A 24,125-nucleotide genomic window follows, 5' to 3' on the forward strand; every position below is an offset into this window, starting at 1 on the left:
GGCAGGCCCGGCGTTGGCCGATGCGGTCACGTGCAACTCCCCAGAGAGGTTCGGCATGCCGAACGTGGTTCGGAAATTCGGTCAGACCGTAAGGGTGGGCCCTGTGCGCGTCAATGCTTTCCACAGGGACGGATGGCCACTGTGTGAACCCTGTGTTGCTCCTGGTGCGCCGACTTGAGGCACGAACTCCGTTTCACCGAAGGGAAGTTCCCCTTCCCGTACCGCGGCCCGCGCGCGGACGTTACCGTTCGGTAGACATCGTGCTTCCGGAGGTGCCCCCATGACTCTCGACCGTGCCGCGGGTCTGGCCGAGTGCGCTCGCGCCCTTGCCGCCGGCGAGGTGACCTCCCGCGCCCTTGTCGAACAGGCCCTCGCCCGGGTCGAGTCGACGCAGTCCTCCATCAACTCCTTCCGGGTCGTGCGGGCCGAGGCGGCGCTCGTCGAGGCCGACGCCGCGGACAAGGAACTCGCGGCCGGTGTGCGGCGACCGCTGCTGGGCGTGCCGGTGGCGGTCAAGGACGACATGGACGTGGCGGGCGAGCCCACGGCGTTCGGCTGCGAGGGCACGTTCCCGCCGGTGACGCAGGACGGCGAGGCGGTACGGCGGCTGCGCGCGGCCGGCGCGGTGATCCTCGGCAAGACCAACACCTGCGAGTTCGGGCAGTGGCCGTTCACCGAGGGCCCCGCGTTCGGGGTGACCCGCAACCCGTGGAACCCCGAGCACACGCCGGGCGGTTCCTCCGGCGGTTCGGCAGCCGCGGTCGCCGCGGGTCTGGTGCCGGCCGCCCTCGGCTCGGACGGCGCCGGGTCGGTCCGGATCCCAGCCTCCTGGACCCATCTGATCGGCATCAAACCGCAGCGCGGCCGCATCTCGACCTGGCCGCGCCCGGAGTCGTTCCAGGGCATCACGGTCAACGGGACACTCGCCCGTACGGTCGCGGACGCGGCCCTGCTCCTGGACGCGGCGAGCGGCAACCACGAGCAGGACCTGCACCGGCCGCTCGCCCTGCGCGTCTCGGACGCGGCGAGCCGGGAGCCGGGCCGGCTGCGCATCGCACTCGCCCTGAAGCCGCCGTTCACCGCGCTGCCCGCACGGCTGCAACCCGACGTACGTGCCCGGATCATCCAACTCGCGGACAAGCTCGCCGCGTTGGGGCACACCGTCGAGGAGGCCGACCCGGCGTACGGGCAGATCGGGCTCACCTTCATCCCGCGCGCCACGGCCGGGCTCGCCGAACGGGTCCGCGAGGCCCCCTTCCCCGCACTCCTCGACCGGCGCACCCGCGACGCCGCCCGGCTGGGCCGGCTGCTGGGCGGCGCCCCGCTGCGGGCGGCCCGGCGCGCGGAGGCGACCCTGCACCAACGCGTCGGGGCGCTCTTCGACACGTACGACGTCATCCTGGCGCCCACAACGGCCGCTCCCCCGCCGAGGATCGGTTCCATGCTCAGCCTCGGCGGTCTGGCCACCGACCGCGCGATGATCGCCGCGTGCCCCTACGCCTGGCCCTGGAACATCCTCGGCTGGCCAGGCGTCAACGTCCCCGCCGGCTTCGTCAACGGGGGCCTTCCGGTGGGCGCGCAGCTCCTCGGCCCGGCGAACAGCGAGCCGCTGCTCGTGTCACTGGCCGCGCAGTTGGAGGCCGACCTGCGCTGGTACGAGCGGTGGCCGCCGCAGCAGGCCGCCACGGACGCGGCCGCGCAGGCGGGAGAAGACCGTACGCTGTGACCATGGGTGACGCTCCGATGGTCGGGTTGATGGGACGGGTGACCGGCACGGTCGGGCCGGGGCTCGTCGGCGAGGTGATCGTCCGGGTGCGCGGTGGCGCCGAGCACTTCCTCGCCTACCCGGCCGCGGCGAAGGACCGCCTGGAGCGGGGCACGGTCGTGATGGTGGTCGAGTACCTGCCGCCGCGCACGGTGTACGTGTCGGCCGCCTACGACGACTGATCGGCGCAGTAGGGCAGTTGACGCCGCGTCATACGACACCTGAGCGCGCGTCCTGCCAGGTGAGAGCCGTACGCATCAAGATTGCAACAAGGATTCGTCAACAGCTGTACCCGGGTCTCGCGCAGGAGCACACTCCCTTCGTTCGGTGCCGAAAGGGCACCATTCAAAGGGGGCGTATGCCGATGATTGTCGGCGTCGTAGCGGGGGCAGTTGTCCTCGCACTGGTCTGCATCGTTGTGGTCTTCAAGCTCATGTGGCGCGTCGCGGAGCCCGACGAAGCACTGATCATCTCCGGTTCGAAACACCGGACCGAAGGCCTTGAAGAAGGCATGGGATTCCGCATCGTCACGGGACGCGGCACGCTGGTGATTCCGGGCGTGCAGGCGGTGCGCAGGCTCTCCCTCGATCTGAAGGAGACCGAGCTGTCCGTGGACTGCGCGACCACCCAGGGCATTCCGCTCAAGGTGCGGGGCGTGGTCATCTTCAAGGTGGGCGACGACTTCGTGTCGATCGCCAACGCGGGCCGCCGCTTCCTCGACCAGCAGAAGATGATGTCCGAGCGGGTGCACAACGTGTTCGCCGGTCATCTGCGGTCCATCGTCGGCGGGTTGACCGTCGAGGACATGATCCGCGACCGGGAGAAGCTGACCGGTCAGACGCGGGCCGCGTGCGGGACGGAGATGGAGAAGCTCGGTCTGATCGTCGACTCGCTGCAGATCCACGAGATCGAGGACCCGACCGGCTACATCAAGAACCTCGCCATGCCGCACGCCGCCGCCGTACAGCGCGACGCGCGCATCGCGCAGGCGGAGGCGAACCGTCTCGCCACCGAGGCCGAACAGGCGGCCGCGGCCCGGATGTCGGAGGCGACCCGGGACAGCGAGATCCTCCAGGCCGGCTACCAGGCCGAGCGGGACAAGGCGGCCGCCCGGGCCCAGCAGGCCGGGCCGCTCGCCCACGCCGCCGCCCAGCAGGACGTCGTCGTGCAGGAGACACGCGTCGCCGAACTGGAGGCGCACCGCCGCGAGCAGCAGCTTCAGGCGGACGTCCGCAAGCCCGCGGACGCCAAGGCGTACGAGACCCGGGCCCGGGCCGAGGCCGAACGCGACGCGCGGATCTCCGCCGCGCAGGCGAAGGCCCAGGAGACCGAACTCGCGGCGGCGGCCGAGGCGACCCGGGTCAAGACGGCCGCGGGCGCCGAGGCCGAGGCGACGAAGGCGCGAGGTCTGGCCGCGGCGGAGGCGACCCGGGCCACCGGTGAGGCCGAGGCAGCGGCCGCTCAGGCCAACGGGCTCGCGATCGCCGAGGCGACCCGGGCGAAGGGTCTCGCCGAGGCGGAGGCCATCAAGGCCCGGGCCGCCGCCCTCGCCGAGAACCAGGAGGCCGTGGTCGCCCAGCAACTCGCCGAGAACTGGCCGGAGATCGTCCAGGCCGGCGCGAGCGCCTTCGGCAACGTCGAGCACATGGTGCTGCTCAACGGCGCCGACGGCATGTCGGACATGTTCGCCAAGGCCCTCACGATGGGAGGCACGGGCCTCGGCCTGGCCCGCCAGCTCCTCGCCTCGATGAACCAGAACGATGTCGTGGCACCGGGCAACGCCGGCCTGAACGGCTTCGTGGCGCCTCGGACGGAGAAGGTTCCGGTCGAGAAGGACGAGGAGTGACCCACCGGCTTCTCCGCGGCCTCTCACCCGCTTCCTGGTGAGTGCTCGTTGAGCGCCCTTCCCGGCCGTCGGACGGTCCGGGGAGGGCGCTCGCCCGTGGGATCACCGTTGGGCGGTGCTGTTGGCGCCGTCGAGGGTTTCCCGGATGATGTCCGCGTGCCCGGCGTGCTGGGCCGTCTCCCTGATCAGATGCAGCAGGATCCGGCGGGCCGACCAGTGGACGGTCTTTGGCGGGGACCACGGGGTCCTGGGAAGGGGCACACTCCGGTCCAGGTCGGGCAGGGCGGCCACGGCCGCTTCCGTCGCCTGTGCGACCCTCTCGTACTGCTGCACCAGCCCGGCGAGCGTCTCACCCTCCGCCATGCGGTACTGCTCCAAGTCGAGCATGCCCTCCGGGAGTTCACCGTCCCCCTTCACCATGATCTGCATCCATACCCGCTCGCCCCGGACAAGATGGGTGAGGATCCCGCCCAGGGTGAGTTCACTGACGGTGGTGCGCTCGGCGGCCTGGGCGTCGCCGATGCCGCGAACGGTGATCAGCAGCAACTCCCGCTGCTCCGCGAGTGCTTGCAGCAGCTCCCCCTGTTCACCAGGAGGAAAGGGGGCCGGGTTCTGCGGCGAAGTGGTCATGGGTCGACCGTAGGAGGCATATAGGCCAGTCCATGTCCTCATTGCCGTCGTGACTTCGGGGACCTGCCTGACGATCAGGCAAGAGTGCGCCACAACTGAGGGTCCTCGAAGTTGAGGGCCCACAGCACCGTGCTCGTCACGCCGTACTTGCGGAGCACCGGCAGGTCCTCGGCGATCCCTCGGGCATCCTGGTACCAGACGGTGCGGCGGGTGCCGTTCTCCTCGTATGTGAAGTGGGGGGTGCGGGAGATCGGGTCGAGGCTGTAGGGGGCCTTGACGCGACGGCGGAGGGCTTCGGCCTCCTTCGAGGTGACGTGGCGGGCGTGGCCGACGGTGTCGGCGGCCCAGTCCCAGCCGTACGCGGGCAGACCCATCTCCAGTTTCCGGACCGGGACTTGTGCGGTGGCGCGGCGCAGGATGTCGTCGTACCAGTCCGGCGAGGAGAGCGGGCCGGACGGACCGCCGGACCAGTGCAGGTCGTACCCCATGATGCGCAGCCGGTCGGCGGCGGCGCCCAGTCGGCGGTAGTCCCAGACACGGCCGGTGTTCGCGGTCTGCGGGGAGACGGTGACGAAGCACTGTTTGTGCAGCTCGTGCAGGCGGCGGCAGAGGCCGGCGACGAAGGTGGCGTAGTCGGCGCGGACCTTCTGGTACGCGGCGTCCCCCGTGGGGGCGATGGACTCGTAGTCGAGGTCGATGCCGTCGTACGCCCGGCTGAGGACGAGGCGTTCGAGCGCGCGGATGTGGGTGGCGCGGCTGTCCGCCCGGGCCAGGACGGCGGCGAGGGCGCCGGGTCGCAGCTGCTCCATCACGGTGGGAACGACCTGGATGCCCGCGCCGTGCAGTCCGGCGATGATGCGCCGCTCGCCGGCACCGGGATGGCCGTCGATGCGGTCGGCGCCCTTGGCCTCGTACCAGAACGGGCTGATGGTGCGCAGTTGGGCGGCGTGGCTGAGGGCGTTGTCGTACGCGGCCCGCTGGTCCCACCAGGGCAGCCAGGCGGAGACGGTACGGGATGGTGGGGCCGTTCCGTGTGCCGGCGTGGGTGTCGTTGGGGGTGCCGATGCGGGTGCGGGCGCCGGTCCGGGTGCGAGGGTCAGGGCTGCCAGGGCCAGTGCGAGGGCTCCCCAGTTGGCCCGGGTGCGCCATGCGTGTCGTCTCACCATGGGGCGAGCCTGTGGGCCATCACACGGACCCGCGCGGCGGGTTGGGCCGGACAGCCTCTAACGTGACCCGCGTGACTGCCTATACCGATGAGACCGACGCAGAGATCCCCGGCCGCCACGGGGCCTCCGCGACCACCGAGGCCGAGCCGCGTGAGGTGGGCCGGGTGCGGACGGAGTACTCCCCCGCGCACGACGGCGACCCCGACCCCGGCGAGATCGTGTGGACGTGGGTGCCTTTTGAGGAGAACGACGGCCGGGGCAAGGACCGCCCGGTGCTCGTCGTGGCCCGCGAGGCCACAGGTACGTTCCTCGCCGTCCAGCTCTCCAGCAAGCGGCACGACGGTGACCGCGAGTGGGTGGCGATCGGGAGCGGGCCGTGGGACCGGTCCGGGCGCGACTCGTGGGTGGACGTGGACCGGGTGCTGCGGCTGCACGAGGACGGCATGCGGCGCGAGGCCTGCGCCCTGGACCGGATGCGGTTCAACCTGGTGGTGCACCGGCTGCGGGAACGCTACGGCTGGCGCTGAACGGCGTTCCGGGCGCCTTCGGCCACGGTGAGGCTCTGTGGCGGGAGGCGGCTCGGCTTCCCGGCGGCCACCGCCACACCCCGGGAGGGTCCGAGCAGCCCTCCGGGCAACCAGCTGCTCGAACGGCGCTTAGCCCGATGGCCGACGCTCAGCGCCCCCGGACGCAAACCCCCCACACCGCCCGACCGCCCGATCGGGCACCTCTCCAGGCACCCCGGCCGCCGGACGCTACGGCAGGCGCGCAGCGACCTCATGGGCGAACACCCGCTCGAACTCCGACCGGACCGACGCCCCCGCCGTGCGGTCCAGGACGCCGAACACCACGTGGTCGAAACGCCCGGCGAAGCGGCCCCGGTCGGTGAGCAGGGTCCGGAAGGCCCCGGCAACCTGCCCGGGGTCGTTCTGGAACACCCCGCAGCCCCAGGCTCCGAGCACCAGCCGCCGGTATCCGTGCGCGGCGGCCGTCTCCAGTACCCGCTCGGCTCGCAGGGCGAGGGCACCCGGCAGTTCGGCCGCGCGCTCGGGGGTGGTGCGCCGGACCACTCCGGCGTTGGGTGCCGCCGCGGTCAGGAATCCGGCGGTGTACGGCTCGTCCAGAAGTCGTCCGCGGTCGTCGCGGAAGACGGGCACGGCGGGTGAGTGGATGACACGGTCGGTGTAGAACGGGTCGCGGTGGGCGCGGTGGTGGTCGTAGAACTCCCTCGCCCGCAGTACGCACGTGTACAGCGCCGAGGCCCGGCACAGGGCCTCTTCCTGGGCCTGCGCCCCGTTGAGGTAGCCGCCGCCGGGATTGCGCGCCGAGGCGAAGTTCAGGACGGCGACGGGGTCGGAGCCGGTGAGCCGGCGGGCCGCTTCCAGGCTGCTTTCGCCGGTGACCTCGAACAATGTGTCCACGGGATCGGCCGGCGATATCGGCACGGGGCCCGGCCCGACCATCCGCGTTCCGCTGCGAGCGGCCTCGACCGCCGCGGCGATCGGAACCTCGCGCCCACCGGGCGCGCGGTACGCACCCGCCGCGACGATCTCTTCCGTTTCCTGTGCGATCGCACGAAGGCGCGCGCTCATGGCGCCACCCCCGTGGACGCCTCGAACGCGCGCCGCGCGATCTCCCCCGTCGTGCTCATGAACGCATCGTGAGCGATGCTGGTCATGCGGCGCAACAGAGTTTCGCGGCCCCGCGAACAGTGTGACCCGGCCCCGAAAGAGCGGATCTGCACCCTTGTGCGAACCCGGTCGCGTGGTCTTGGGTGGGACAAGCTGTGCCGGTTCGGCCCCCGAAAAGCCGGGTCGGCGGCATGGTGGAATCTCAGGAGGATCCCGACATGTCAGATTCGGTGAGTGACTGTACGGAGAAACGCTCCGTCGTCACCGAGGCCGAGGTGGAGGCGCTGGTCCGCGGCATCTGCTTCAAGACCGGCCCGCCCCGCTCCCTCGGTGTCGAAGTGGAATGGCTCGTACATGACCTGCGGCTACCGCAGCTCCCCGTTCTGCCCGCACGACTCGAAGCGGCCTACGCCGCTCTGCGGACCCTGCCCCTGCGTTCGGCGCTCACCGTCGAGCCCGGTGGCCAGCTGGAGCTCAGCTCCCGGCCCGCCGACTCCCTGATGGAGTGCATCGGGTCCGTCTCCGCCGACCTCGACGCCGTACGCGCGATCCTGCGCGAGGCTGATCTCGGCCTCAGTGGTCACGGCCAGGATCCCTGGAACCCCCCGCGCCGGTATCTCCATGAGCCGCGCTACGACGCCATGGAGCGCTACCTCGACCGCGCCGGGCCCGAGGGCCGCGCCATGATGTGCTCCTCCGCCTCCGTGCAGGTGTGCCTGGACGCCGGGTACGAGGAGCCGGGTCCGCTCGGCCACGGGCGGCGCTGGTGGCTGGCGCACCAGCTGGGCGCGGTGCTGGTGGGCGCGTTCGCCCACTCCCCGATGGCCGAGGGCCGCTGCACCGGCTGGCGCTCCACGAGGCAGTCGCTGTGGGCCGCGATGGATCCCGGCCGCAGCAGCGCCCCGTCCCTGCACGGCGACCCGCGCGCCGCCTGGGCCAGGCGCGTGCTGGACGCGCCGGTGATGTGCGTACGGGAGCCGGAGGGGCCGTGGGGTGTGCCGGACGGCATGAGCTTCCGCTCCTGGACCCGCTCCGACACGCCGCCCGACCGGGCGGATCTGGACTATCACCTGACCACCCTGTTCCCGCCGGTGCGTCCGCGCGGCCATCTGGAGCTCCGGATGATCGACGCCCAGCCGGGCGACGACGGATGGATCGTGCCGCTCGCGGTGACGGCGGCGCTCTTCGACGACGCGGAGGCCGCGGAGACGGCGTACCGGACCGTGAAACCCCTCGCGGAGCGGGCGGGTTCGCGGCCCGCCCCGTGCAATCCGCTGTGGGACGCGGCCGCCCGGACCGGGCTCGCCGATCCGGATCTGCACGAGGCCGCCGTCACCTGTTTCGCGGCCGCGGCCGAGGCCCTGCCCAGACTCGGCGCCAGTGCCGAAGTGCAGGACGCCGTCGCGGAGTTCACCGACCGCTACGTCGCCCGGGGCCGCTGCCCCGCCGACGATCTGCTCAGCCGGTTCCATGGGAAGGACAGCCTCACATGACCGCCCCCGATGCACTCACGGATCCCGAGGCGCTCCGCGAACGGGCCCGGGACACGCTGACCACGGCTCGCGAGCGGACCGCGCTTCTCACGTCCTGTGTGGAGGAGCCCGAACTGACCGCGCAGCACTCGCCGTTGATGTCCCCGCTCGTGTGGGACCTCGCGCACATCGGCAACCAGGAGGAACTCTGGCTGCTGCGCGGGGTCGCGGGGCGTGACGCGATGCGGCCCGAGATCGACGGGATCTACGACGCCTTCGAGCACTCGCGCGCCGAGCGGCCCTCGCTGCCGCTGCTGCCGCCGGACGAGGCCCGCCGCTATGTCGCCGAGGTACGCGGACGGGCCCTCGACGTGCTGGAGAGCACTCGCTTCGACGGCTCGCGGCTGACCGAGGCGGGTTTCGCCTTCGGGATGATCGCGCAGCACGAACAGCAGCACGACGAAACGATGCTGATCACCCATCAGCTGCGCACGGGCCCGGCCGCCCTCACCGCGCCGGACCCCGCGCCCGCGCCCCCGTTCACCGGTCCGGCCGAAGTCCTCGTTCCCGGCGGCCCGTTCACCATGGGCACGTCCGCCGAGCCGTGGTCACTCGACAACGAGCGGCCCGCGCACCGGCGCGAGGTCGCCCCGTTCTTCATCGACACCACGCCGGTGACGAACGGCGCATACCAGGCCTTCGTCGAGGACGGCGGCTACGGCAACGAGCGCTGGTGGACCCCGCAGGGCTGGGACCACATCCGCACGCACGGGATCGAGGCACCGCTGTACTGGCGCCGCGAGGGCGGCCAGTGGCTGCGGCGGCGCTTCGGCGTCACCGAGGTAGTCCCGCCCGACGAGCCGGTGCTGCACGTGTGCTGGTACGAGGCGGACGCGTACGCGCGCTGGGCGGGGCGCCGGCTGCCCACCGAGACCGAGTGGGAGAAGGCTGCCCGCCACGACCCGGTCTCCGACCGCTCCCGGCGCTACCCGTGGGGCGACGCCGACCCCACTGCCGAGCACGCCAACCTCGGGCAGCGGCATCTGCGCCCGGCGCCGGCCGGCAGCTACCCGCGCGGCGAATCCCCGCTCGGCGTACGGCAGTTGATCGGCGACGTGTGGGAGTGGACGGCGAGCGACTTCCTGCCGTATCCGGGGTTCTCGGCGTTCCCGTACAGGGAGTACTCGGAGGTCTTCTTCGGGCCGGAGTACAAGGTGTTGCGCGGCGGTTCGTTCGCCGTGGACTCGGTGGCCTGCCGTGGCACGTTCCGCAACTGGGACTATCCGATCCGGCGGCAGATCTTCTCCGGGTTCCGTACGGCCCGCTCCTCGGAGGATGTCTGATGTGCCGTCACCTGGCGTTCCTGGGACCGCAGGAGCCGCTCGGCCGACTTCTCACGGAGCCGCCGCACAGCCTGTTCCGGCAGTCCTGGGCACCTCGACGCCAGCGGTACGGGACCGTCAACGCCGATGGTTTCGGGGTGGGTTGGTATGCCGAGGGAGACCCCGTTCCGGCCCGCTACCGGCGCACCGGGCCCATCTGGGGTGACCAGTCCTTCGCCGACCTCGCGCGCGTGGTGCGCTCGGGGGCGCTGCTCGCCGCGGTGCGGGACGCGACCGTGGCGGGCGCGGACGGGGAGGCGGCGGCGGCTCCGTTCGCCGCGGGCCCCTGGCTGTTCAGCCACAACGGGGCGATCATCGGGTGGCCGCGCTCCCTCGCCCCGCTCGCGGCGACCCTGCCGTCCGGCGAGCTGCTCTCGCTGGAGGCCCGCTGCGACTCGGCGCTCGTGTGGGCGCTGCTGCTGCACAGGCTGCGCGGCGGTGACGAGGCGGGGCAGGCGCTGGCCGACACGGTGACCGAGGTCGCCGAGGCGGCCCCGGGCTCCCGGCTCAACCTGCTGCTCACCGACGGCGAGACCATCACCGCGACGGCCTGGGGCGACACCCTCTGGTATCTCTCCGAGCCCGGCCGTCGCACCGTCGTGGCCTCCGAGCCCTACGACGACGACCCGCACTGGCAGGAGGTGCCGGACCGCACGCTGCTCGCGGCGAGCCGCACCGACGTCCTGCTCACCCCGCTCAAGGAGCCGTACCAACCGAACGGCCCGCACCGGCGCGGCGACACGCCCCACCAAGGCGCCCCGCACGCGCGCACGGCACCCGTCACACCCAAGGAGCCCCGTACGTGAGCCCGTTCCTCCTCACCCGCACCCTGCCCGAGGACGCCACCGACGCGGCCCTGCGCGCCGACGTCCTGCACGGCCTCACCCGCACGCCCAAGACGCTGCCGCCGAAGTGGTTCTACGACGCGCACGGCAGCGAGCTCTTCGACAAGATCACCGAACTGCCCGAGTACTACCCCACGCGTGCCGAGCGCGAGATCCTGATCGCCCGGGCCGCCGAGATCGCCGCGGCGACGGGCGCCCGCACGCTCGTCGAGCTGGGCTCCGGCTCGTCGGAGAAGACCCGGTACCTGCTCGACGCACTGCCGGGACTGCACACGTACGTGCCGGTCGACGTGAGCGAGAGCGCGCTCACACAGGCCGGGCATGTCCTGATCGCCGAGCACCCGGAGCTGGCCGTGCACGCGCTGATCGCCGACTTCACCGGCGGTCTGGCTCTGCCGGGCACGCCCGGGCCGCGGCTCGTGGCGTTCCTCGGCGGCACGATCGGCAATCTGCTGCCCGCCGAACGCGCCGCGTTCCTTTCCTCCGTACGGTCCCTGCTGTCACCGGGCGACGCCCTGCTGCTCGGCACGGACCTGGTCAAGGACGAGTCGGTGCTGGTGGCTGCCTACGACGACGCCGCCGGGGTGACGGCCGCGTTCAACAAGAACGTGCTCTCCGTCGTCAACCGTGAACTCGGCGCCGACTTCGACCCCGACACCTTCGACCATGTCGCCCTGTGGGACGCCGAGCACGAGTGGATCGAGATGCGGCTGCGCGCACGGACCGCGGCGACCGTGAAGATCCCGGCCCTCGACCTCGCCGTCGACTTCGCGGACGGCGAGGAACTGCGCACCGAGATCTCGGCGAAGTTCCGCGAGGAGGGCGTGCGCACCGAACTGGCGGCGGCCGGACTGGAGTTGACCCATTGGTGGACGGATGAGGCAGGCCGGTTCGCGCTGTCGCTGAGCGTGGCCGGGTGACGCGCCCGCCGACGCCGCCGAGGGCCCGCGCTCACTCCGGGTTGCCCTTCAGTGTCTCGGTGATCCGGCGTGAGGCGCGTCGGGCCTCGGTCGCCGGGTCGGATCCGGTGAGGACCTTCGTCATGTAGTCCTTGATCGGGTTGTCGGCCTCGACGGCCGCCCACTCGGGTGAGGAGGGGGTCGCCCGGCCCTGTGCGGCGCCCGCCGCCATGGCCGCGACTCCCTCCTCCCCTGCCACCGCACCCGCGAGGCTCGTCTTGTTCGGCACGTAGTTCATCGTCCGGGCCAGCTCGGTCTGCCACTTTGCGCCTGCCAGCGCGGCGACGACGGCCACGGCTCCTGGCCGGTTGTCGGTCTTCTTGCGCACCACGAGGTCGGAACCGCCGGTGAACACGGCGCCCGGCCCGGCAGCCGTCTTGCCCGGCACGGGGAAGAAGCCCAACTTGTCCTTGAGGTCGGGGTTCTGCCCGACGATTGCCTGCGCGAGCCCGGGCACGGCCACGAGCTGCGCCACGTGTCCCCGCGCGAACACCCCGGCCTGCGGCGGGTGTTCCTCGTCGGCCTTCGCGGGCCCGTCGCCGAGGGCCTGGAGCCGCCGGTAGAAGTCCATGCCGCGCAGCGCGGCCGGCGTCTGCAGTGTGCCCTCCCAGTGCCCGACGCTCTCCTTCGCGAGGTCGCCGCCCTCGTCCCAGATGAACCCGGCCAGGGTGTACCAGTCCTGTCCGGCCAGGTAAATCCCCTGGTTCCCGCCGGAGTTGAGCCGCTCGGTGTCCGCGAGCCATTCCTCGCGGGTGGCCGGCGGCCGTTTGATGCCGGCCTGCGCGAACAGGTCCTTGCGGTAGATGACGACGCGGTTGGCGGCGTACCACGGGATGCCGTACTGGTGGTTGCGGACCTGACCGGGATCGGCCAGGCCGGGGAGCCAGCCGTCCGAGCCCCAGTCGCGCACGGACTCCAGGGTCAGGTCGTCCAGGCCGCCCTTGTCCACGTACTGCGCGACCTGGGTGTTGCCCACCTCGATGACGTCGGGCGCCCCCGCGTCGTCACGCTTGAGCGCCGCCTCGACCTTCTCCCCGATCCCGGTCCACTGCTGGATACGGATGTCGAGGTCCACGTCCCCGTGCTCCTGCTCGAACGCCTTGGTGAACCGGTCCAGGAACTCCGGGGAGGCACTGTCCTTCATCAGCCACACCGTGACGGTCCGCCGCTCGGCCCCCTCTCCGGGCAGGACACCGCACGCGGTGAGCAGGGAGGCGGATACACAGAGAAGGGCGAGGAGTCGACGTCTCACGAGCGGTCCTGTTCTGCCTTGTCCGCCGTGCGGACAGGGGAAGGGAGGCCCGACGTGGGGGACGAGCTCGGTGCTCGTACGGGTGTGCTGGATTTTGGTATGGACCAATCCGGTCGTCAAGGGTGGATCCGGCCACCGGGACGGAATGGGCACCGTGGAGCCGCCGCGTACGGGCGCTGTGCGCACGTTCGAGCCCTGCGCGGGCACCGTACAGGCCAAGGGGCGGCAGGGAAGTCGCCTCCGGTGTCTCCGCCATTTCCTCCGACATCTCGCGGACCGCCGCGCAGTGGGGCACCGTGGAATGACGCGTGGCACACCCGCCACGGCGGAGAGGAGTTCCCGCATGTCCGACCACACGTACCGGGTCACCGAGATCGTCGGCACCTCACCCGAGGGCATCGACCAGGCCATTCGCAACGGCATCGCCCGCGCCTCGGAGACCCTGCGCAACCTCGACTGGTTCGAGGTCACCCAGGTTCGGGGGCAGATCGCGAACGGACAGGTCGAGCACTACCAGGTCGGCCTGAAGGTGGGCTTCCGGCTGGAGGACGCCGGCTGATCGGACGAGGGCGGGGCGGCGGGCGGCTCGACGGCCGGGTGCTTGACGCACGCGCCGGTGGGCCTGCGGACGACCCGTGACTCCGTAGGGCATGACCCACGCGGACATGGCCGGCCTTTCTCGGCCGACCGCGTGGGTCAGCCTTCGCTGCGCCCGCCGCCCGCCGGTGCGGATCGCCCCGGCCACGACTGTCGCTCGCCGCCCCGAGAGCGGCCGACAGGGCCTCGCAGGCCGGCAAGCGTCAAGGCGCCACAGCACCCAGAGGTGCGCCGCGCCACCACCCGCGCGACGCCCTCAGGTCCGCCCGTCCCTCTCCTGCGCGACCTTCAGTGCCGCCGACGCCGCCGCCCAGCGGGCGCGTACGACAGTGAAGCCGGCCCGCGGCCGACAGGGCCTCGCAGGCCGGCAAGCGTCAAGGCGCCACAGCACCCAGAGGCGTGCCGCGCCACCACCCGCGCGACGCCCTCAGGTCCGCCCGTCCCTCTCCTGCGCGACGTTGAGCGCCGCCGACGCCGCCGCCCAGCGGGCGCGTACGACAGTGAAGCCGGCCCGCTCCGCCTCGTCGCACACGAGTTCGTCGTCGTCCACCAGGACGCGGATCTCCCGGTTCCGGGCGAGCCGGCGCAGGATCTCCAGTTTGGTGCGGCGGGCGGGCCTGCGGTCGTCCTTGCGCCGCATCCAGATCTGCCCCTCGGGCAGACCCTGCGCGGCCAGCCAGGCGACGGTGTCGCGGCGGCAGCGCTCGGGGCGGCCGGTGAGGTACGTGACCTCGCACTCCTGAGCGCTCTCCAGCGCCAGCGCGACGCCTTCGGCGAGCGGCGGATCCTGCGGTGCCGCCGCGAAGAACGCGTCCCAGTCCCGCGGCTTGCGCTCCAGAAACCGCTGCCGGTGCGCACTGTCGGCGAGCGTGCCGTCGAGGTCGAACACGGCGAGCGGTCTGGTCCTGTTGTTCTCCGTCACGCGGGCCAGCCTAGACAGGGCCGGGGACTCTCGGCGGGCGCCCCCGACGAGCGCGCACCTGCGCCGCACCGCGCCATCACGCCCGTGCGCCGGGAGCCGAGGCGGGCCCTGCGGCTCGGCGCCCGCGACGGCCGGCGGAGCACCACGCTTCGGACGTGCAGCCGACGGCGCCGCGACGTACACCGCTCTCCGGCTGAACTCCCGTCCGCACCAAGGAGGTTCATGCCGGGCGCACGGCACGCGCTCCGAGCGGAACGCCACCCCTCCCGGCGTGCAGCCGTCGGACCCACTACCTACGCCACTCCCCCGCCGATCTCCCGCCCGCACCAAGGAGGTTCACCGTCAGGTGCACCGCACGCACTCCGAGCGGAGCGTCACGCTTCCCGGCTCAGCCGGCGGCGCCACCACGTACACCACCCTCCACCCAACTCCCGCCTGCCCCATGGAGGTTCATTGCCAGGCACACGCACGCAATCTATTGACGTGCACACACTCACCCCCTACAGTCCGACCGGTTTTCCGAACTTTGTTCGACATATCGACCAACCGTTCAGCATCTCCACGTCCCCGGAGCGCACATGAACGACAGCCCGAACCGCACGCCCAGGGCCCGTATGCCCTACGGCATCACGGCGTTCGCGCAGGATGTGCCGTTCCATCGGACGGCGGGTACGGCCGACGCCTCATGGTCATCTTCCCGTTCCCGCAACCACCCGGACCGTTACGTCCGGCGCGCAGACTACGTGCTGCGCCTCGACGTGATCTCCACGGCCACCGAGAAGTCCGACGCCGTGTTCCGGGTCGGCCACTGAACCTTGGTTCGCCCTCAAGTCCACCCCCCGCACCCCCTGGAGCCTCCTCCATGCCTCGCGTTCGCAGACTCCTCGCCACCCTGGCGGCGACAGCCGCCACCCTCGGCGGCCTCACAGCGGCCGCTCCCACCGCTGCAGCCGCCGACTCGGGCACCTTCAGCGTGTTCAGCTACAACGTCGCCGGTCTGCCGGAGTCGCTGTCCAGCGCCTCGACCCCGCGCGACACCAGCACCACGGAGATCGGCCGCCGTATCGCGCCGTACGACATCGTGAACGTCCAGGAGGACTTCAACTACCACGCCTACCTGTACTCCACGGACACCCACGCCAATCGCACCGCGACCAGCGGCGGCGCGGGCATCGGCAGCGGGCTCAACACCGTCTCCAACTACGCCTGGGACGGCGACGACTTCGAGCGCGCCCACTGGAACTCCTGCCAGCTCGACTCGGGCGACTGTCTCACCCCCAAGGGCTTCACCTTCATGCGTGAACGCCTCGCCGAGGGTGTCTACGTCGACTTCTACAACCTGCACACCAACGCCGGTACCAACGACGGCGACGAGGCCTCCCGCGCAGACAACCTCAACCAGCTCACCTCGTTCATCGGCACGCACTCGGCCGGCAACGCCGTCGTGGTGATGGGTGACACCAACACCCGCTACACCCGGTCCGCGGACACCATCGCCGAGTTCGCCGCCTCCAACGGGCTGACCGACGCCTGGGTGAAACTGATACGCGGCGGCAGCGCGCCCGCCAAGGGCAGCGACGCGCTGGTCTGCGACCAGACCGGGCCCACCGTGCCCAACACCTGCGAGGTCGTCGACAAGATCCTCTACCGCGGCAGCAAGCTCGTCACCCTCAACGCCACGTCGTACAACAACGAGCACGCCGCGTTCCTCAACTCCGAGGGCAAGATGCTCTCCGACCACGACCCGATCACCGCGAAGTTCTCCTGGTCGCGCAACTCCGCCTTCCAGCTCAGCGACCAGTACGGCGGGCCGCACGGCGACTACTTCAACGACATCGACCGCGTCCCGGCCGGTGCCCGCGCCACCACCCTCTCCCTGCGCGGCGGTTCGCGTGTCGACCAGATGGGCCTGACCCTGAGCAACGGCACGACGCTCACGCACGGCGGCACCGGCGGCACCGCCTCCTCGCTGACCCTCGGCAGCAACGAATACGTGACGTCCGGCCAGCTCTGCCAGGGCTCGAAGGACAACCGCACGCGGATCTTCTACGCGAAGTTCACCACCAACCTCGGCCGCACCCTGGCCACCGGAACGACCACCTCCGACTGCGTGACCCGCACCGCGCCGTCCGGCTGGCAGATCGCCGGCTTCCACGGTCGTACGGGTGACGAGGTCGACAAGATCGGCTTGATCTACACGCAGCGCTGAGCGAAGGCCGACGCGAGCGCGGGAGGGCCCGGGGATCCGCTCTTTCCCCGGGCCCTCCCGCGCATCGGAAGCCGGTGACGGGGCACACGGGAACGTGCGCACACGCCACAGGCGTACGGTGATTCCCGAGGAGTGAAGACATGGCGATCTTCCGGCCCGGCGCGTCGGCCACCACCCACCACGACCCCGGCCGTGCACACGGGACCGCGCTCGTCGTCTGCGCGGCCGCGGTGCTGGGTCTGCTCTGCGGCTGCGGAACCGAAGACGGCTCGGGCGGGCAGGCTCAGAAGCTTCCCGGCACAGGCGAGCCGGCCACCGCCGCGCAGACGCCGACCACGTCCGCGCGCACGCCGAGCAGCGCCGCACCGCTCACCGGCAGCAGCCTCACCTCGTCCCGCGCCGGCTCTTCGCAGCCGCCCGGTGCCTCACCCACCCGCGGCTCCGCCGGCGCCCGCTGCCACACCTCCGAGCTGCGCGCCTCGGTCGGCCGCAACAATCCGGGCGCCGGGCAGGAGAACTTCCCTCTCGTCCTGACCAACCGCTCCCAGCGCACCTGCACGGTGCACGGCTACCCCGGAGCGGCCTTCGTCGACGCGTCCGGCAAGCAGTTGGGCCCCGACCCCGAACGGTCGCCGGAGACGCCCACCACGCTCACGCTGGCACCCGGCCGGAGCGCCTCGGCCGGGCTGACGTTCTCCAACCCGCAGATCAGCGGAGCCCGTACGGCGACGCCCGCCGCGCTGCTCGTCACGCCGCCCGACGAACGGGACTCCCTCAGGGTGCCGTGGACACAGGGCGAGGTCCCCGTGTCCGGCAACTCCTCGTCCGTCTTCCTGACGGTCGTGCGCTCAGGAACCGGTGCCTGAGCGCCCCCGCGTCAGCCCTGGCCCCCGCCCTAGTAGCCGTAACCGGATCCATAGCCGTAGCCCCCGTACCCGCCGCCGTAACCGGGTCCGCCGTACTGGCCGGTCCCTGAGCAGTAGTTGGGGTAGTAGCAGCTGCTGCTTCCCCCGGGATACGAGGGATACGCCGGATAGGTGGGATAGGCGGGACTCGTGGACGGGGCCGTCGGCTTCGGCGTCGACGGGGTCGGAGCGGGCTTGGCCCTGGAGGCGGTGGGCGACGGTGTGGTCGAGGGCCGGGGGGCGCTGGAGGCCGCGGGCGCCGGCTCGTCGTCGCCGTCCCAGTTGACCACCTCCATCTGGAGCGCGGGGGCCGACGTGTCGAGCGTCCAGCTCTGCGGCGCCTCGTCGTCGCGGGGCTTGAGAACGAGTGACGCCTTCTCCTTGGTGGAGGTGGGGGTCAGCGCCAGGTCCTGGTTCCAGCGCGGTACGAGGAGGCCCTGAAGGGTGAGGTCGTAGCGCACGTTCTTCGTGTCCGGCTTGGACGGGCCCGTGCACGGCTCCAGTTGGACCGAGTAGCCGAGGTGGGAGTCGAGGCAGAGGTCGGGGGTGTCCTGCAGACGCAGCAGCCCGTCGGACTCGTACGCCCACTGCGGGCTCGCCGCCGAGTTGCAGGAGGCGAGTTCGGTCTGCGCGCCGGCCACGGGTCTGTTGCCGACGAGGCCGATGCACAGCCCGGTCGCGGCGTTGCGCAGCCGGCCGCGCACGGTGCCGTCCGCCGAGTCACCGCTGCCGATCCAGGAGGGGTTGGCGCCGGGCTGCCGGCTGCCGTCCGAACTGGCCGTGCCGGTGCGCGCGTTGCCTGACGTCCCGTCCTCGCCACCCGAACCGAGCGCCGACCACAGCACGAGCGGGACCAGCACCAGGCCGCTCACCGTCAGCACGGCCAGGGTGAGGTTGCGACGGCGCGCGGAGCGACGCGGGGCCTTGTGGGCAGGCGGGCGGGCCTCTCCTCGCCCTTCGGCGCGCGGTGGGCGTCGATCCGCATGCGTGTGGTGTACGGCGGTGGCCGCGCCGGCGGGTATGCCGGTGCCCGCGTCCGTACCCGGGTCGGTGCCCGTGTCGGCCGGCTCGGCGGCCGCGGTCGGCGTCACCTCCACGATCTCGGAGGCGCGAGCCGCCCGAGCGGTGAGGTAGGCCCGCGCGCCCCAGCCGAGGACCGACTCGGCCAGCGGGACGGCGAGTTCGCCGTGAAACTGGTTCAGCTGGTCGGCGGCGTGCCGGCAGTGCTCGCAGCGGTCCATGTGCGCCCGCAGGTCGGGATCGAGGTCGACGCCGCCGCGCCGTACGGACACGTCCAGCATGCGGCTGTAGCGGCGGCACTCCTGCTCGGGGGCGAGTTCGCGATGGACCTCCAGGCAGGCCTCGCGCAGGCGTTCGCGCGCGCGCCGCAGCTCCACGGCGGCGTCGTCGACACTGAGACCCAACAGCGCGGCGGGTATGTCCAGTTGCTCGGCCTCGACCTCTGTGTGCCACAGCAGGCAGCGGCTGGGCTCCGGAAGCCGCTGGAACGCCCGGGCCAGCAGGCGCCTGTTCTCGCGCGGGAGGAGACGGTCCGCGGCCCGCTCGCCGCCCGAGCCGGACTGCAGCTCGGGGTGGAGCAGCGTCTGTCGCTTGTCCGCGTCCCATTCGGCGGCGATCCGGCGCGCGGTGACCAGCAGCTGCGGCCGCCATGCCGTCGCCGGGCCGCTCTGCCGCAGCGTGTCCCCGAACAGGCGGGTGAATGCGGCCGTGGTGAGGATTCCGGCGGAGCGTACGCCGTCGGTGCACAGTCGTGCGTAGCAGAAGACGGCTTCCCAGTGCCGGTCCAGAAGTTCCCCCACGGGATAGTGCGACGGCCGCTTCCCGGGGTTCTTCTTCAAGTCGGCCGCGAGCTGTCCGTCCGTCATGTCGAACGTCCGGCCGGGGGTGGGGGAATCCGACTGGGCTGGGTCATTCACGTTCGATTTCCTCCCAAAGGTAACGCAAGAATTAGTCCATACCAATGGGTATGTAGCCCGCCCGACGAGACGGAAGGACTACCCATGGGGGGTTGACGCCTTGAACTCCCCCCTTCCGCAGCCCTTTTGGAGCAAGGAGGGAACGGGCGCTTCACGCGCGCGCAGAGAGAAGAAATTCGACTGCGCGCCGACAGGGCACACCTTTGCACAGGCCACCGAGGCGAAACAAGAGATGCTGTCAATTTCCTATTCCCACCCCACGCGTGGACATTGACAGTACGTCAGCGAAGGCACCCCGAAAAGAAATACCCAATCCCTCCGGGTGGTCACGGAAGGGACGCATCCTGCCGCGTTCCCCTGTCCGTCGACGTTCGGGTGCACCCTTTGCCTGTTCGGCCGTCCGAGGTCGCCGGCCGGCCGCCCACCAGGCGAACACTCCGCCGACCGGAAAAGGCCTTTCACTCCTCATTGACGCCATGGCATGCTCATGCAATCCTCCGCTATGGGAGCGCTCCCAAGCAGCAGCCGCACGCGTGTTCGGTGTCCGCCTTATTCACCTCACTCCTGCCGGGAGCCGCTCATGCCCGAATTCCCCTTGCCCCGCCGTCGCTTCACGCACATCGCAATCGCCTTACTGACCGGGGCCGTGCTCTCCGGCGGTCTCGCGCTCGCCCCGGGAGCGGCCGCACTCCCCGCGGCGCCCGCCGCCGCCACGACGCCGACTCCTGTGCGGGTCAACCAGGTCGGCTATCTGCCGGACGGCCCCAAGCGCGCGACGGTGGTGACCGCAGCCGCCCAGCCGCTCACCTGGCGACTGGTCAACGCGACCGGCGCGACGGTCGCCTCGGGCTCCACGGTCAGCCACGGCGCGGACGCCGCCTCCGGGCAGTCGACCCAGGAGGCGGACTTCTCCGCGTACCGGCGGGCGGGCACGGGATACGTCCTGGTGGTCGACGGGCAGAGCAGCGAACCCTTCGACATCCGCACCGACCTCTACGACGGGCTGCGCTCCGACACGCTGGCCTTCTTCTATCACCAGCGCAGCGGCATCCCCATCGAGGCGTCGCTGGTCGGCCCGGCGTACGCGCGCCCGGCCGGTCATCTCGGTGTCGCCCCGAACCAGGGCGACACGAACGTGCCCTGCCAGACCGGGGTGTGCGACTACACCCAGGACGTCAGGGGCGGCTGGTACGACGCGGGAGACCAGGGCAAGTACGTGGTCAACGGCGGTATTTCCACCTGGCTGGTGGTCAACTCCTTCGAGCGGGCGAAGAGAGCGGGACACGCCTCGGCACTCGGTGACTCGACCCTGCGCGTCCCCGAGCGCGGCAACCGCGTACCGGACGTCCTGGACGAGGCACGCTGGGAGCTCGACTTCCTGATGCGGATGCAGATACCGGCGGGCAAGCCTTACGCCGGAATGGCCTTCCACAAGGTGCACGACGCCGCCTGGACCGGTCTGCCCACCCGTCCCGAGCAGGACTCCCAGCCGCGCGAACTGCACCCTCCGTCCACCGCGGCCACCCTCAACCTCGCGGCCACCGCGGCCCAGTGCGCCCGCGTCTACCGGGCCTACGACGCCAAGTTCGCCGACCGGTGCCTGACCGCAGCCCGCCGGGCCTGGAGCGCGGCGCAGGCCAACCCGGCGCTGTACGCGCCCGATTCGGACAGCACGGGCGGCGGTGCGTACGGCGACACACGCGTCACCGACGAGTTCTACTGGGCCGCCGCCGAGCTGTACGCCACGACCGGCGAGCGCACCTACCGCAGCGCGGTCACCTCCTCGCCCTGGCACACGTCGAACGACGCCTTCACCCCCGGGGGCTTCAGCTGGGCGGACACCGCCGCGCTGGGCCGCCTCACCCTGGCGACCGTCCCCACCAAGCTGCCCGCGTCCGACATCGCGCGCGTGCGCTCCTCGGTGACGGCCGCGGCGGACGGCTATCTCTCGACGATGGCCGGCCAGGGCTACGCGGTCCCGATCCCCTCCACCGGGTACGTGTGGGGCTCCAACAGCGCGGTCACCGACAACGCGATCGTCATGGCCGTCGCCCACGAGCTGACCGGCAAGAAGCGGTATCGCGCCGGCGTGCTGGAGTCGATGGACTACCTGCTGGGCCGCAACGCCCTGAACCAGTCGTACGTCACCGGGTACGGCGAGCAGTACTCCCAGAACGAGCACCACCGCTTCTGGTCGCACCAGTACGACGCCTCGCTGCCTCATCCCCCGGCCGGCTCGCTGGCGGGCGGCCCCAACAGCGGGCTGCAGGACCCGGTCGCGCAGGAGAACCTGCCCGGTTGCGCGCCGGCGGCCTGCTACATCGACGACATCGGCTCGTACTCGACGAACGAGGTGGCCGTGAACTGGAACGCGCCGCTGGCCTGGCTCGCCGCGTATGCCGCCGAGCGGCCGAAGCAGGCCTGACGGCGGCGCACGGGCGCCGGCTGCGGTGACGCGCCGGTGCCCGTGCACCGTCGGCGTCAGTGGCCGCTGATGGCGTGCGGCTTGTAGGGCTGCTCCAGCTGTTCGACGTCCTTCTCGGTCAGCTCCAGGTCCACCGCGGCGACGGCGTCGTCGAGGTGCTCCGGCTTGGTGGCGCCGACGATGGGCGCGGTGACCGTGTCCTGGTGCAGCAGCCAGGCGAGGGCGACCTGGGCGCGCGGCACGTCCCGCTCGGCGGCGATCCGGGCGACGGCGTCGACGATCTCCCGGTCGCCCTCCTGGTACAGGTTCCTGCCGAACCCGTCGGTCCGGCTGCGCGCGGTGGCCGTGTCCCAGTCGCGGGTGAGACGGCCGCGCGCCAGCGGGCTCCAGGGCACCACGCCGACACCCTGGTCCCGGCAGAGCGGCAGCATCTCGCGCTCCTCCTCGCGGTAGAGGAGGTTGTAGTGGTTCTGCATGGAGACGAACCGCGTCCAGCCGTTCATCCGGGCCGTGTACTGCGCCTTGGAGAACTGCCAGGCATACATCGAACTCGCCCCGATATAGCGTGCCTTGCCCGCCTTGACCACGTCGTGCAGGGCCTCCATCGTCTCCTCGACGGGGGTGGCCGGGTCGAAGCGGTGGATCTGGTAGAGGTCGACGTAGTCGGTGCCCAGACGGCGCAGGCTGTGGTCGATCTCCGCCATGATCGCCTTGCGGGACAGGCCACGGCCGTTGGGGCCCTGGTGCATCGCGCCGTTCACCTTCGTGGCGAGGACGACCTCGTCGCGGCGGGCGAAGTCGGCCAGCGCGCGGCCGACGATCTCCTCGCTGGTGCCGTCGGAGTACACGTTCGCCGTGTCGAAGAAGTTGATCCCGGCATCCAGCGCCCGCCGGATCAGCGGCCGCGACGCCTCCTCGTCGAGGGTCCACTCGTGCGGGCCGCGGTCGGGGACGCCGAAACTCATGCAGCCCACACAGATCCGGGACACCTCCAGGCCCGTCGCCCCGAGCTTCACGTACCGCATGCTCATTGCTGCCTCCCGTGACGATCGACACCGACGCCCTGATCCCTGCCCGCCAGGCGGACGGCGAAGCCCGGTGAATCCCGCCGGGCCGGGGCCGGGGAATCTTCGCGCGCCGCAGGTGTTGAATCCCATGTGAGCTCAGTGATCGCAGGGACCCGCTTCTCCGTGCTCGACCGCTCCCGCACCCGCGAGGGGCACGGAGGCGCCGAGGCGCTGCGCGACACCGTTCGTCTGGCCCAGGACCTGGAGGGGCTCGGTTACCACCGGATCTGGGTCTCGGAGCACCACGGCGTGCCCGGTGTGGCCGGCTCCGCGCCGACCGTACTGGCTGCCGCGGTCGCAGCCGCCACCCATACGATCCGGGTCGGCACCGGCGGCGTGATGCTGCCCAACCACCAACCGCTGGTCGTCGCCGAGCAGTTCGGGGTCCTGGAGTCGTTGTTCCCCGGGCGGATCGACATGGGGCTGGGCCGCTCCGTCGGCTTCACGGACGGGGTGCGCAAGGCGCTCGGCCGGGACCGGGACGACGCCGACGACTTCGCGGCGCAGCTGGCCGAGCTGCTCGGCTGGTTCAGCGGCACCTCGCCGACCGGCGTGCACGCGCGTCCCTCGGAGGGTCTGGCCGTGCCGCCCTTCGTGCTCGCGATGGGCGAGGGTGCCACGATCGCGGCTCAGGCGGGCCTCCCCATGGTCATCGGGGACCTCAGGAACCGCGAGAAGATGCAGCGCGGCATCGAGCACTACCGGGCGACCTTCCGCCCCTCCCCCTGGGCGTCCCAGCCGTACGTCGTCATCTCCGGCACGGTCGCGGTCGCCGCCACCCCCGAGGCGGCGCACCGCCTGCTGCTCCCCGAGGCATGGTCGATGGCCCACTCCCGTACCCGTGGCACCTTCCCGCCGCTGCCGCCCGCCGAGCGCGTCGAGAACCTCACGCTGAGCGCCAAGGAGCGGGGCTTCTTCGAGTCCGGGCTGACCGGCCACATCGCCGGAACCGAGGAGCAGGTCGCCCACGAGCTGGAGACGGTGATCAAGGAAACCGGCGCGCAGGAGGTGCTGGTCACGACCAGTACGTACGACCGCGACGCCCTGCTGGACTCCTATCGGAGGCTGGCCCGGGTCGCGGGACCGGCCGCGGCCTAGAATCGTGGGGTTTGCCC

General features: G+C 71.6%; 21 protein-coding genes. 14 read left to right on the forward strand and 7 right to left on the reverse strand.

Going from position 1 to position 24,125, the window contains the following annotated elements:
- The first annotated feature begins 280 nt into the window (after positions 1 to 280).
- The 3 genes from ACN6LB_RS22190 to ACN6LB_RS22200 all read left to right on the forward strand — a co-directional run bounded on the left by ACN6LB_RS22190 (position 281) and on the right by ACN6LB_RS22200 (position 3,611).
- Positions 281 to 1,726 carry an amidase gene (locus ACN6LB_RS22190; protein ID WP_445027439.1) on the forward strand — a complete coding sequence of 482 codons (1,446 nt, stop codon included), beginning with the start codon at positions 281 to 283 and terminating at the stop codon, positions 1,724 to 1,726.
- Between the two features lie 2 nt (positions 1,727 to 1,728).
- Positions 1,729 to 1,947, forward strand: coding sequence for a hypothetical protein (locus tag ACN6LB_RS22195; RefSeq protein ID WP_356134569.1), 219 nt, complete (start codon positions 1,729 to 1,731; stop codon positions 1,945 to 1,947).
- Positions 1,948 to 2,123: 176 nt separating this feature from the next.
- Positions 2,124 to 3,611 (forward strand): SPFH domain-containing protein, encoded by a 1,488-nt coding sequence (locus ACN6LB_RS22200; protein WP_445027440.1) that lies wholly within the window; start codon positions 2,124 to 2,126, stop codon positions 3,609 to 3,611.
- Positions 3,612 to 3,713: 102 nt separating this feature from the next.
- On the opposite strand, the gene ACN6LB_RS22205 is transcribed toward ACN6LB_RS22200, so the two are convergent.
- The gene (locus ACN6LB_RS22205; RefSeq protein ID WP_445027441.1) at positions 3,714 to 4,241 is read right to left on the reverse strand and encodes a DinB family protein; all 528 of its coding nucleotides are present in this window, start codon (positions 4,239 to 4,241) and stop codon (positions 3,714 to 3,716) included.
- A gap of 74 nt (positions 4,242 to 4,315) precedes the next feature.
- A complete protein-coding gene (locus ACN6LB_RS22210; RefSeq protein ID WP_445027442.1) occupies positions 4,316 to 5,407 on the reverse strand; it encodes a glycosyl hydrolase family 18 protein in 1,092 nt (363 codons plus the stop codon).
- A 71-nt stretch (positions 5,408 to 5,478) separates the two neighbouring features.
- On the opposite strand from ACN6LB_RS22210, the gene ACN6LB_RS22215 reads away from it, so the two are divergent.
- Positions 5,479 to 5,934 carry a type II toxin-antitoxin system PemK/MazF family toxin gene (locus ACN6LB_RS22215; RefSeq protein WP_445027443.1) on the forward strand — a complete coding sequence of 152 codons (456 nt, stop codon included), beginning with the start codon at positions 5,479 to 5,481 and terminating at the stop codon, positions 5,932 to 5,934.
- A gap of 228 nt (positions 5,935 to 6,162) precedes the next feature.
- Here the strand turns inward: ACN6LB_RS22215 and ACN6LB_RS22220 are convergent, their stop codons facing one another.
- A complete protein-coding gene (locus tag ACN6LB_RS22220) occupies positions 6,163 to 6,999 on the reverse strand; it encodes a TIGR02452 family protein (protein ID WP_445027444.1) in 837 nt (278 codons plus the stop codon).
- A gap of 257 nt (positions 7,000 to 7,256) precedes the next feature.
- On the opposite strand from ACN6LB_RS22220, the gene egtA reads away from it, so the two are divergent.
- From egtA to egtD, 4 genes are read left to right on the forward strand one after another with little or no spacing between them, the layout of a single operon-like run.
- Complete coding sequence (egtA, locus tag ACN6LB_RS22225) at positions 7,257 to 8,531, forward strand: ergothioneine biosynthesis glutamate--cysteine ligase EgtA (RefSeq protein WP_445027445.1); 1,275 nt, start codon at positions 7,257 to 7,259, stop codon at positions 8,529 to 8,531.
- Positions 8,528 to 9,853, forward strand: coding sequence for an ergothioneine biosynthesis protein EgtB (gene egtB, locus ACN6LB_RS22230; protein ID WP_445027446.1), 1,326 nt, complete (start codon positions 8,528 to 8,530; stop codon positions 9,851 to 9,853). Before egtA ends, egtB begins: the two co-directional genes overlap by 4 nt.
- Positions 9,853 to 10,698, forward strand: coding sequence for an ergothioneine biosynthesis protein EgtC (egtC, locus tag ACN6LB_RS22235; RefSeq protein ID WP_356134585.1), 846 nt, complete (start codon positions 9,853 to 9,855; stop codon positions 10,696 to 10,698). Before egtB ends, egtC begins: the two co-directional genes overlap by 1 nt.
- Positions 10,695 to 11,657: an L-histidine N(alpha)-methyltransferase gene (gene egtD, locus ACN6LB_RS22240; protein WP_445027447.1), complete on the forward strand. Its 963-nt coding sequence runs from the start codon at positions 10,695 to 10,697 to the stop codon at positions 11,655 to 11,657. The genes egtC and egtD overlap by 4 nt, the downstream gene beginning before the upstream one ends.
- 31 nt (positions 11,658 to 11,688) lie before the next feature.
- Here the strand turns inward: egtD and ACN6LB_RS22245 are convergent, their stop codons facing one another.
- Positions 11,689 to 12,948, reverse strand: a complete 1,260-nt coding sequence (locus ACN6LB_RS22245) for an extracellular solute-binding protein (RefSeq protein WP_445027448.1) — start codon at positions 12,946 to 12,948, stop codon at positions 11,689 to 11,691.
- 343 nt (positions 12,949 to 13,291) lie between these two features.
- Between ACN6LB_RS22245 and ACN6LB_RS22250 the strand changes: the two genes are divergently transcribed.
- Positions 13,292 to 13,507 carry a dodecin gene (locus tag ACN6LB_RS22250; RefSeq protein ID WP_445027449.1) on the forward strand — a complete coding sequence of 72 codons (216 nt, stop codon included), beginning with the start codon at positions 13,292 to 13,294 and terminating at the stop codon, positions 13,505 to 13,507.
- Between the two features lie 465 nt (positions 13,508 to 13,972).
- Here the strand turns inward: ACN6LB_RS22250 and ACN6LB_RS22255 are convergent, their stop codons facing one another.
- Positions 13,973 to 14,467 carry a phosphatase domain-containing protein gene (locus ACN6LB_RS22255; protein WP_445027450.1) on the reverse strand — a complete coding sequence of 165 codons (495 nt, stop codon included), beginning with the start codon at positions 14,465 to 14,467 and terminating at the stop codon, positions 13,973 to 13,975.
- A 578-nt stretch (positions 14,468 to 15,045) separates the two neighbouring features.
- On the opposite strand from ACN6LB_RS22255, the gene ACN6LB_RS22260 reads away from it, so the two are divergent.
- From ACN6LB_RS22260 to ACN6LB_RS22270, 3 genes are all read left to right on the forward strand, one after another.
- The gene (locus ACN6LB_RS22260; protein ID WP_445027451.1) at positions 15,046 to 15,279 is read left to right on the forward strand and encodes an AbfB domain-containing protein; all 234 of its coding nucleotides are present in this window, start codon (positions 15,046 to 15,048) and stop codon (positions 15,277 to 15,279) included.
- 50 nt (positions 15,280 to 15,329) lie between these two features.
- Complete coding sequence (locus ACN6LB_RS22265; protein WP_356134597.1) at positions 15,330 to 16,676, forward strand: jacalin-like lectin; 1,347 nt, start codon at positions 15,330 to 15,332, stop codon at positions 16,674 to 16,676.
- Positions 16,677 to 16,816: 140 nt separating this feature from the next.
- Positions 16,817 to 17,542, forward strand: a complete 726-nt coding sequence (locus tag ACN6LB_RS22270; RefSeq protein WP_445027452.1) for a DUF4232 domain-containing protein — start codon at positions 16,817 to 16,819, stop codon at positions 17,540 to 17,542.
- Positions 17,543 to 17,571: 29 nt separating this feature from the next.
- Here the strand turns inward: ACN6LB_RS22270 and ACN6LB_RS22275 are convergent, their stop codons facing one another.
- Entirely contained in the window at positions 17,572 to 19,518 is a 1,947-nt protein-coding gene (locus ACN6LB_RS22275; RefSeq protein ID WP_445027453.1) for a ricin-type beta-trefoil lectin domain protein, read from the reverse strand.
- A 580-nt stretch (positions 19,519 to 20,098) separates the two neighbouring features.
- Here ACN6LB_RS22275 and ACN6LB_RS22280 point away from each other — a divergent pair.
- Positions 20,099 to 21,943, forward strand: a complete 1,845-nt coding sequence (locus ACN6LB_RS22280) for a glycoside hydrolase family 9 protein (RefSeq protein ID WP_445027454.1) — start codon at positions 20,099 to 20,101, stop codon at positions 21,941 to 21,943.
- Positions 21,944 to 21,999: 56 nt separating this feature from the next.
- Here the strand turns inward: ACN6LB_RS22280 and ACN6LB_RS22285 are convergent, their stop codons facing one another.
- Positions 22,000 to 22,968, reverse strand: a complete 969-nt coding sequence (locus ACN6LB_RS22285; protein ID WP_445027480.1) for an aldo/keto reductase — start codon at positions 22,966 to 22,968, stop codon at positions 22,000 to 22,002.
- Between the two features lie 132 nt (positions 22,969 to 23,100).
- Here ACN6LB_RS22285 and ACN6LB_RS22290 point away from each other — a divergent pair, with 132 nt between their 5' ends.
- Entirely contained in the window at positions 23,101 to 24,108 is a 1,008-nt protein-coding gene (locus ACN6LB_RS22290; protein ID WP_445027455.1) for an LLM class flavin-dependent oxidoreductase, read from the forward strand.
- Positions 24,109 to 24,125: the final 17 nt, after the last annotated feature.

This window comes from Streptomyces sp. SAS_270 (assembly GCF_052543295.1).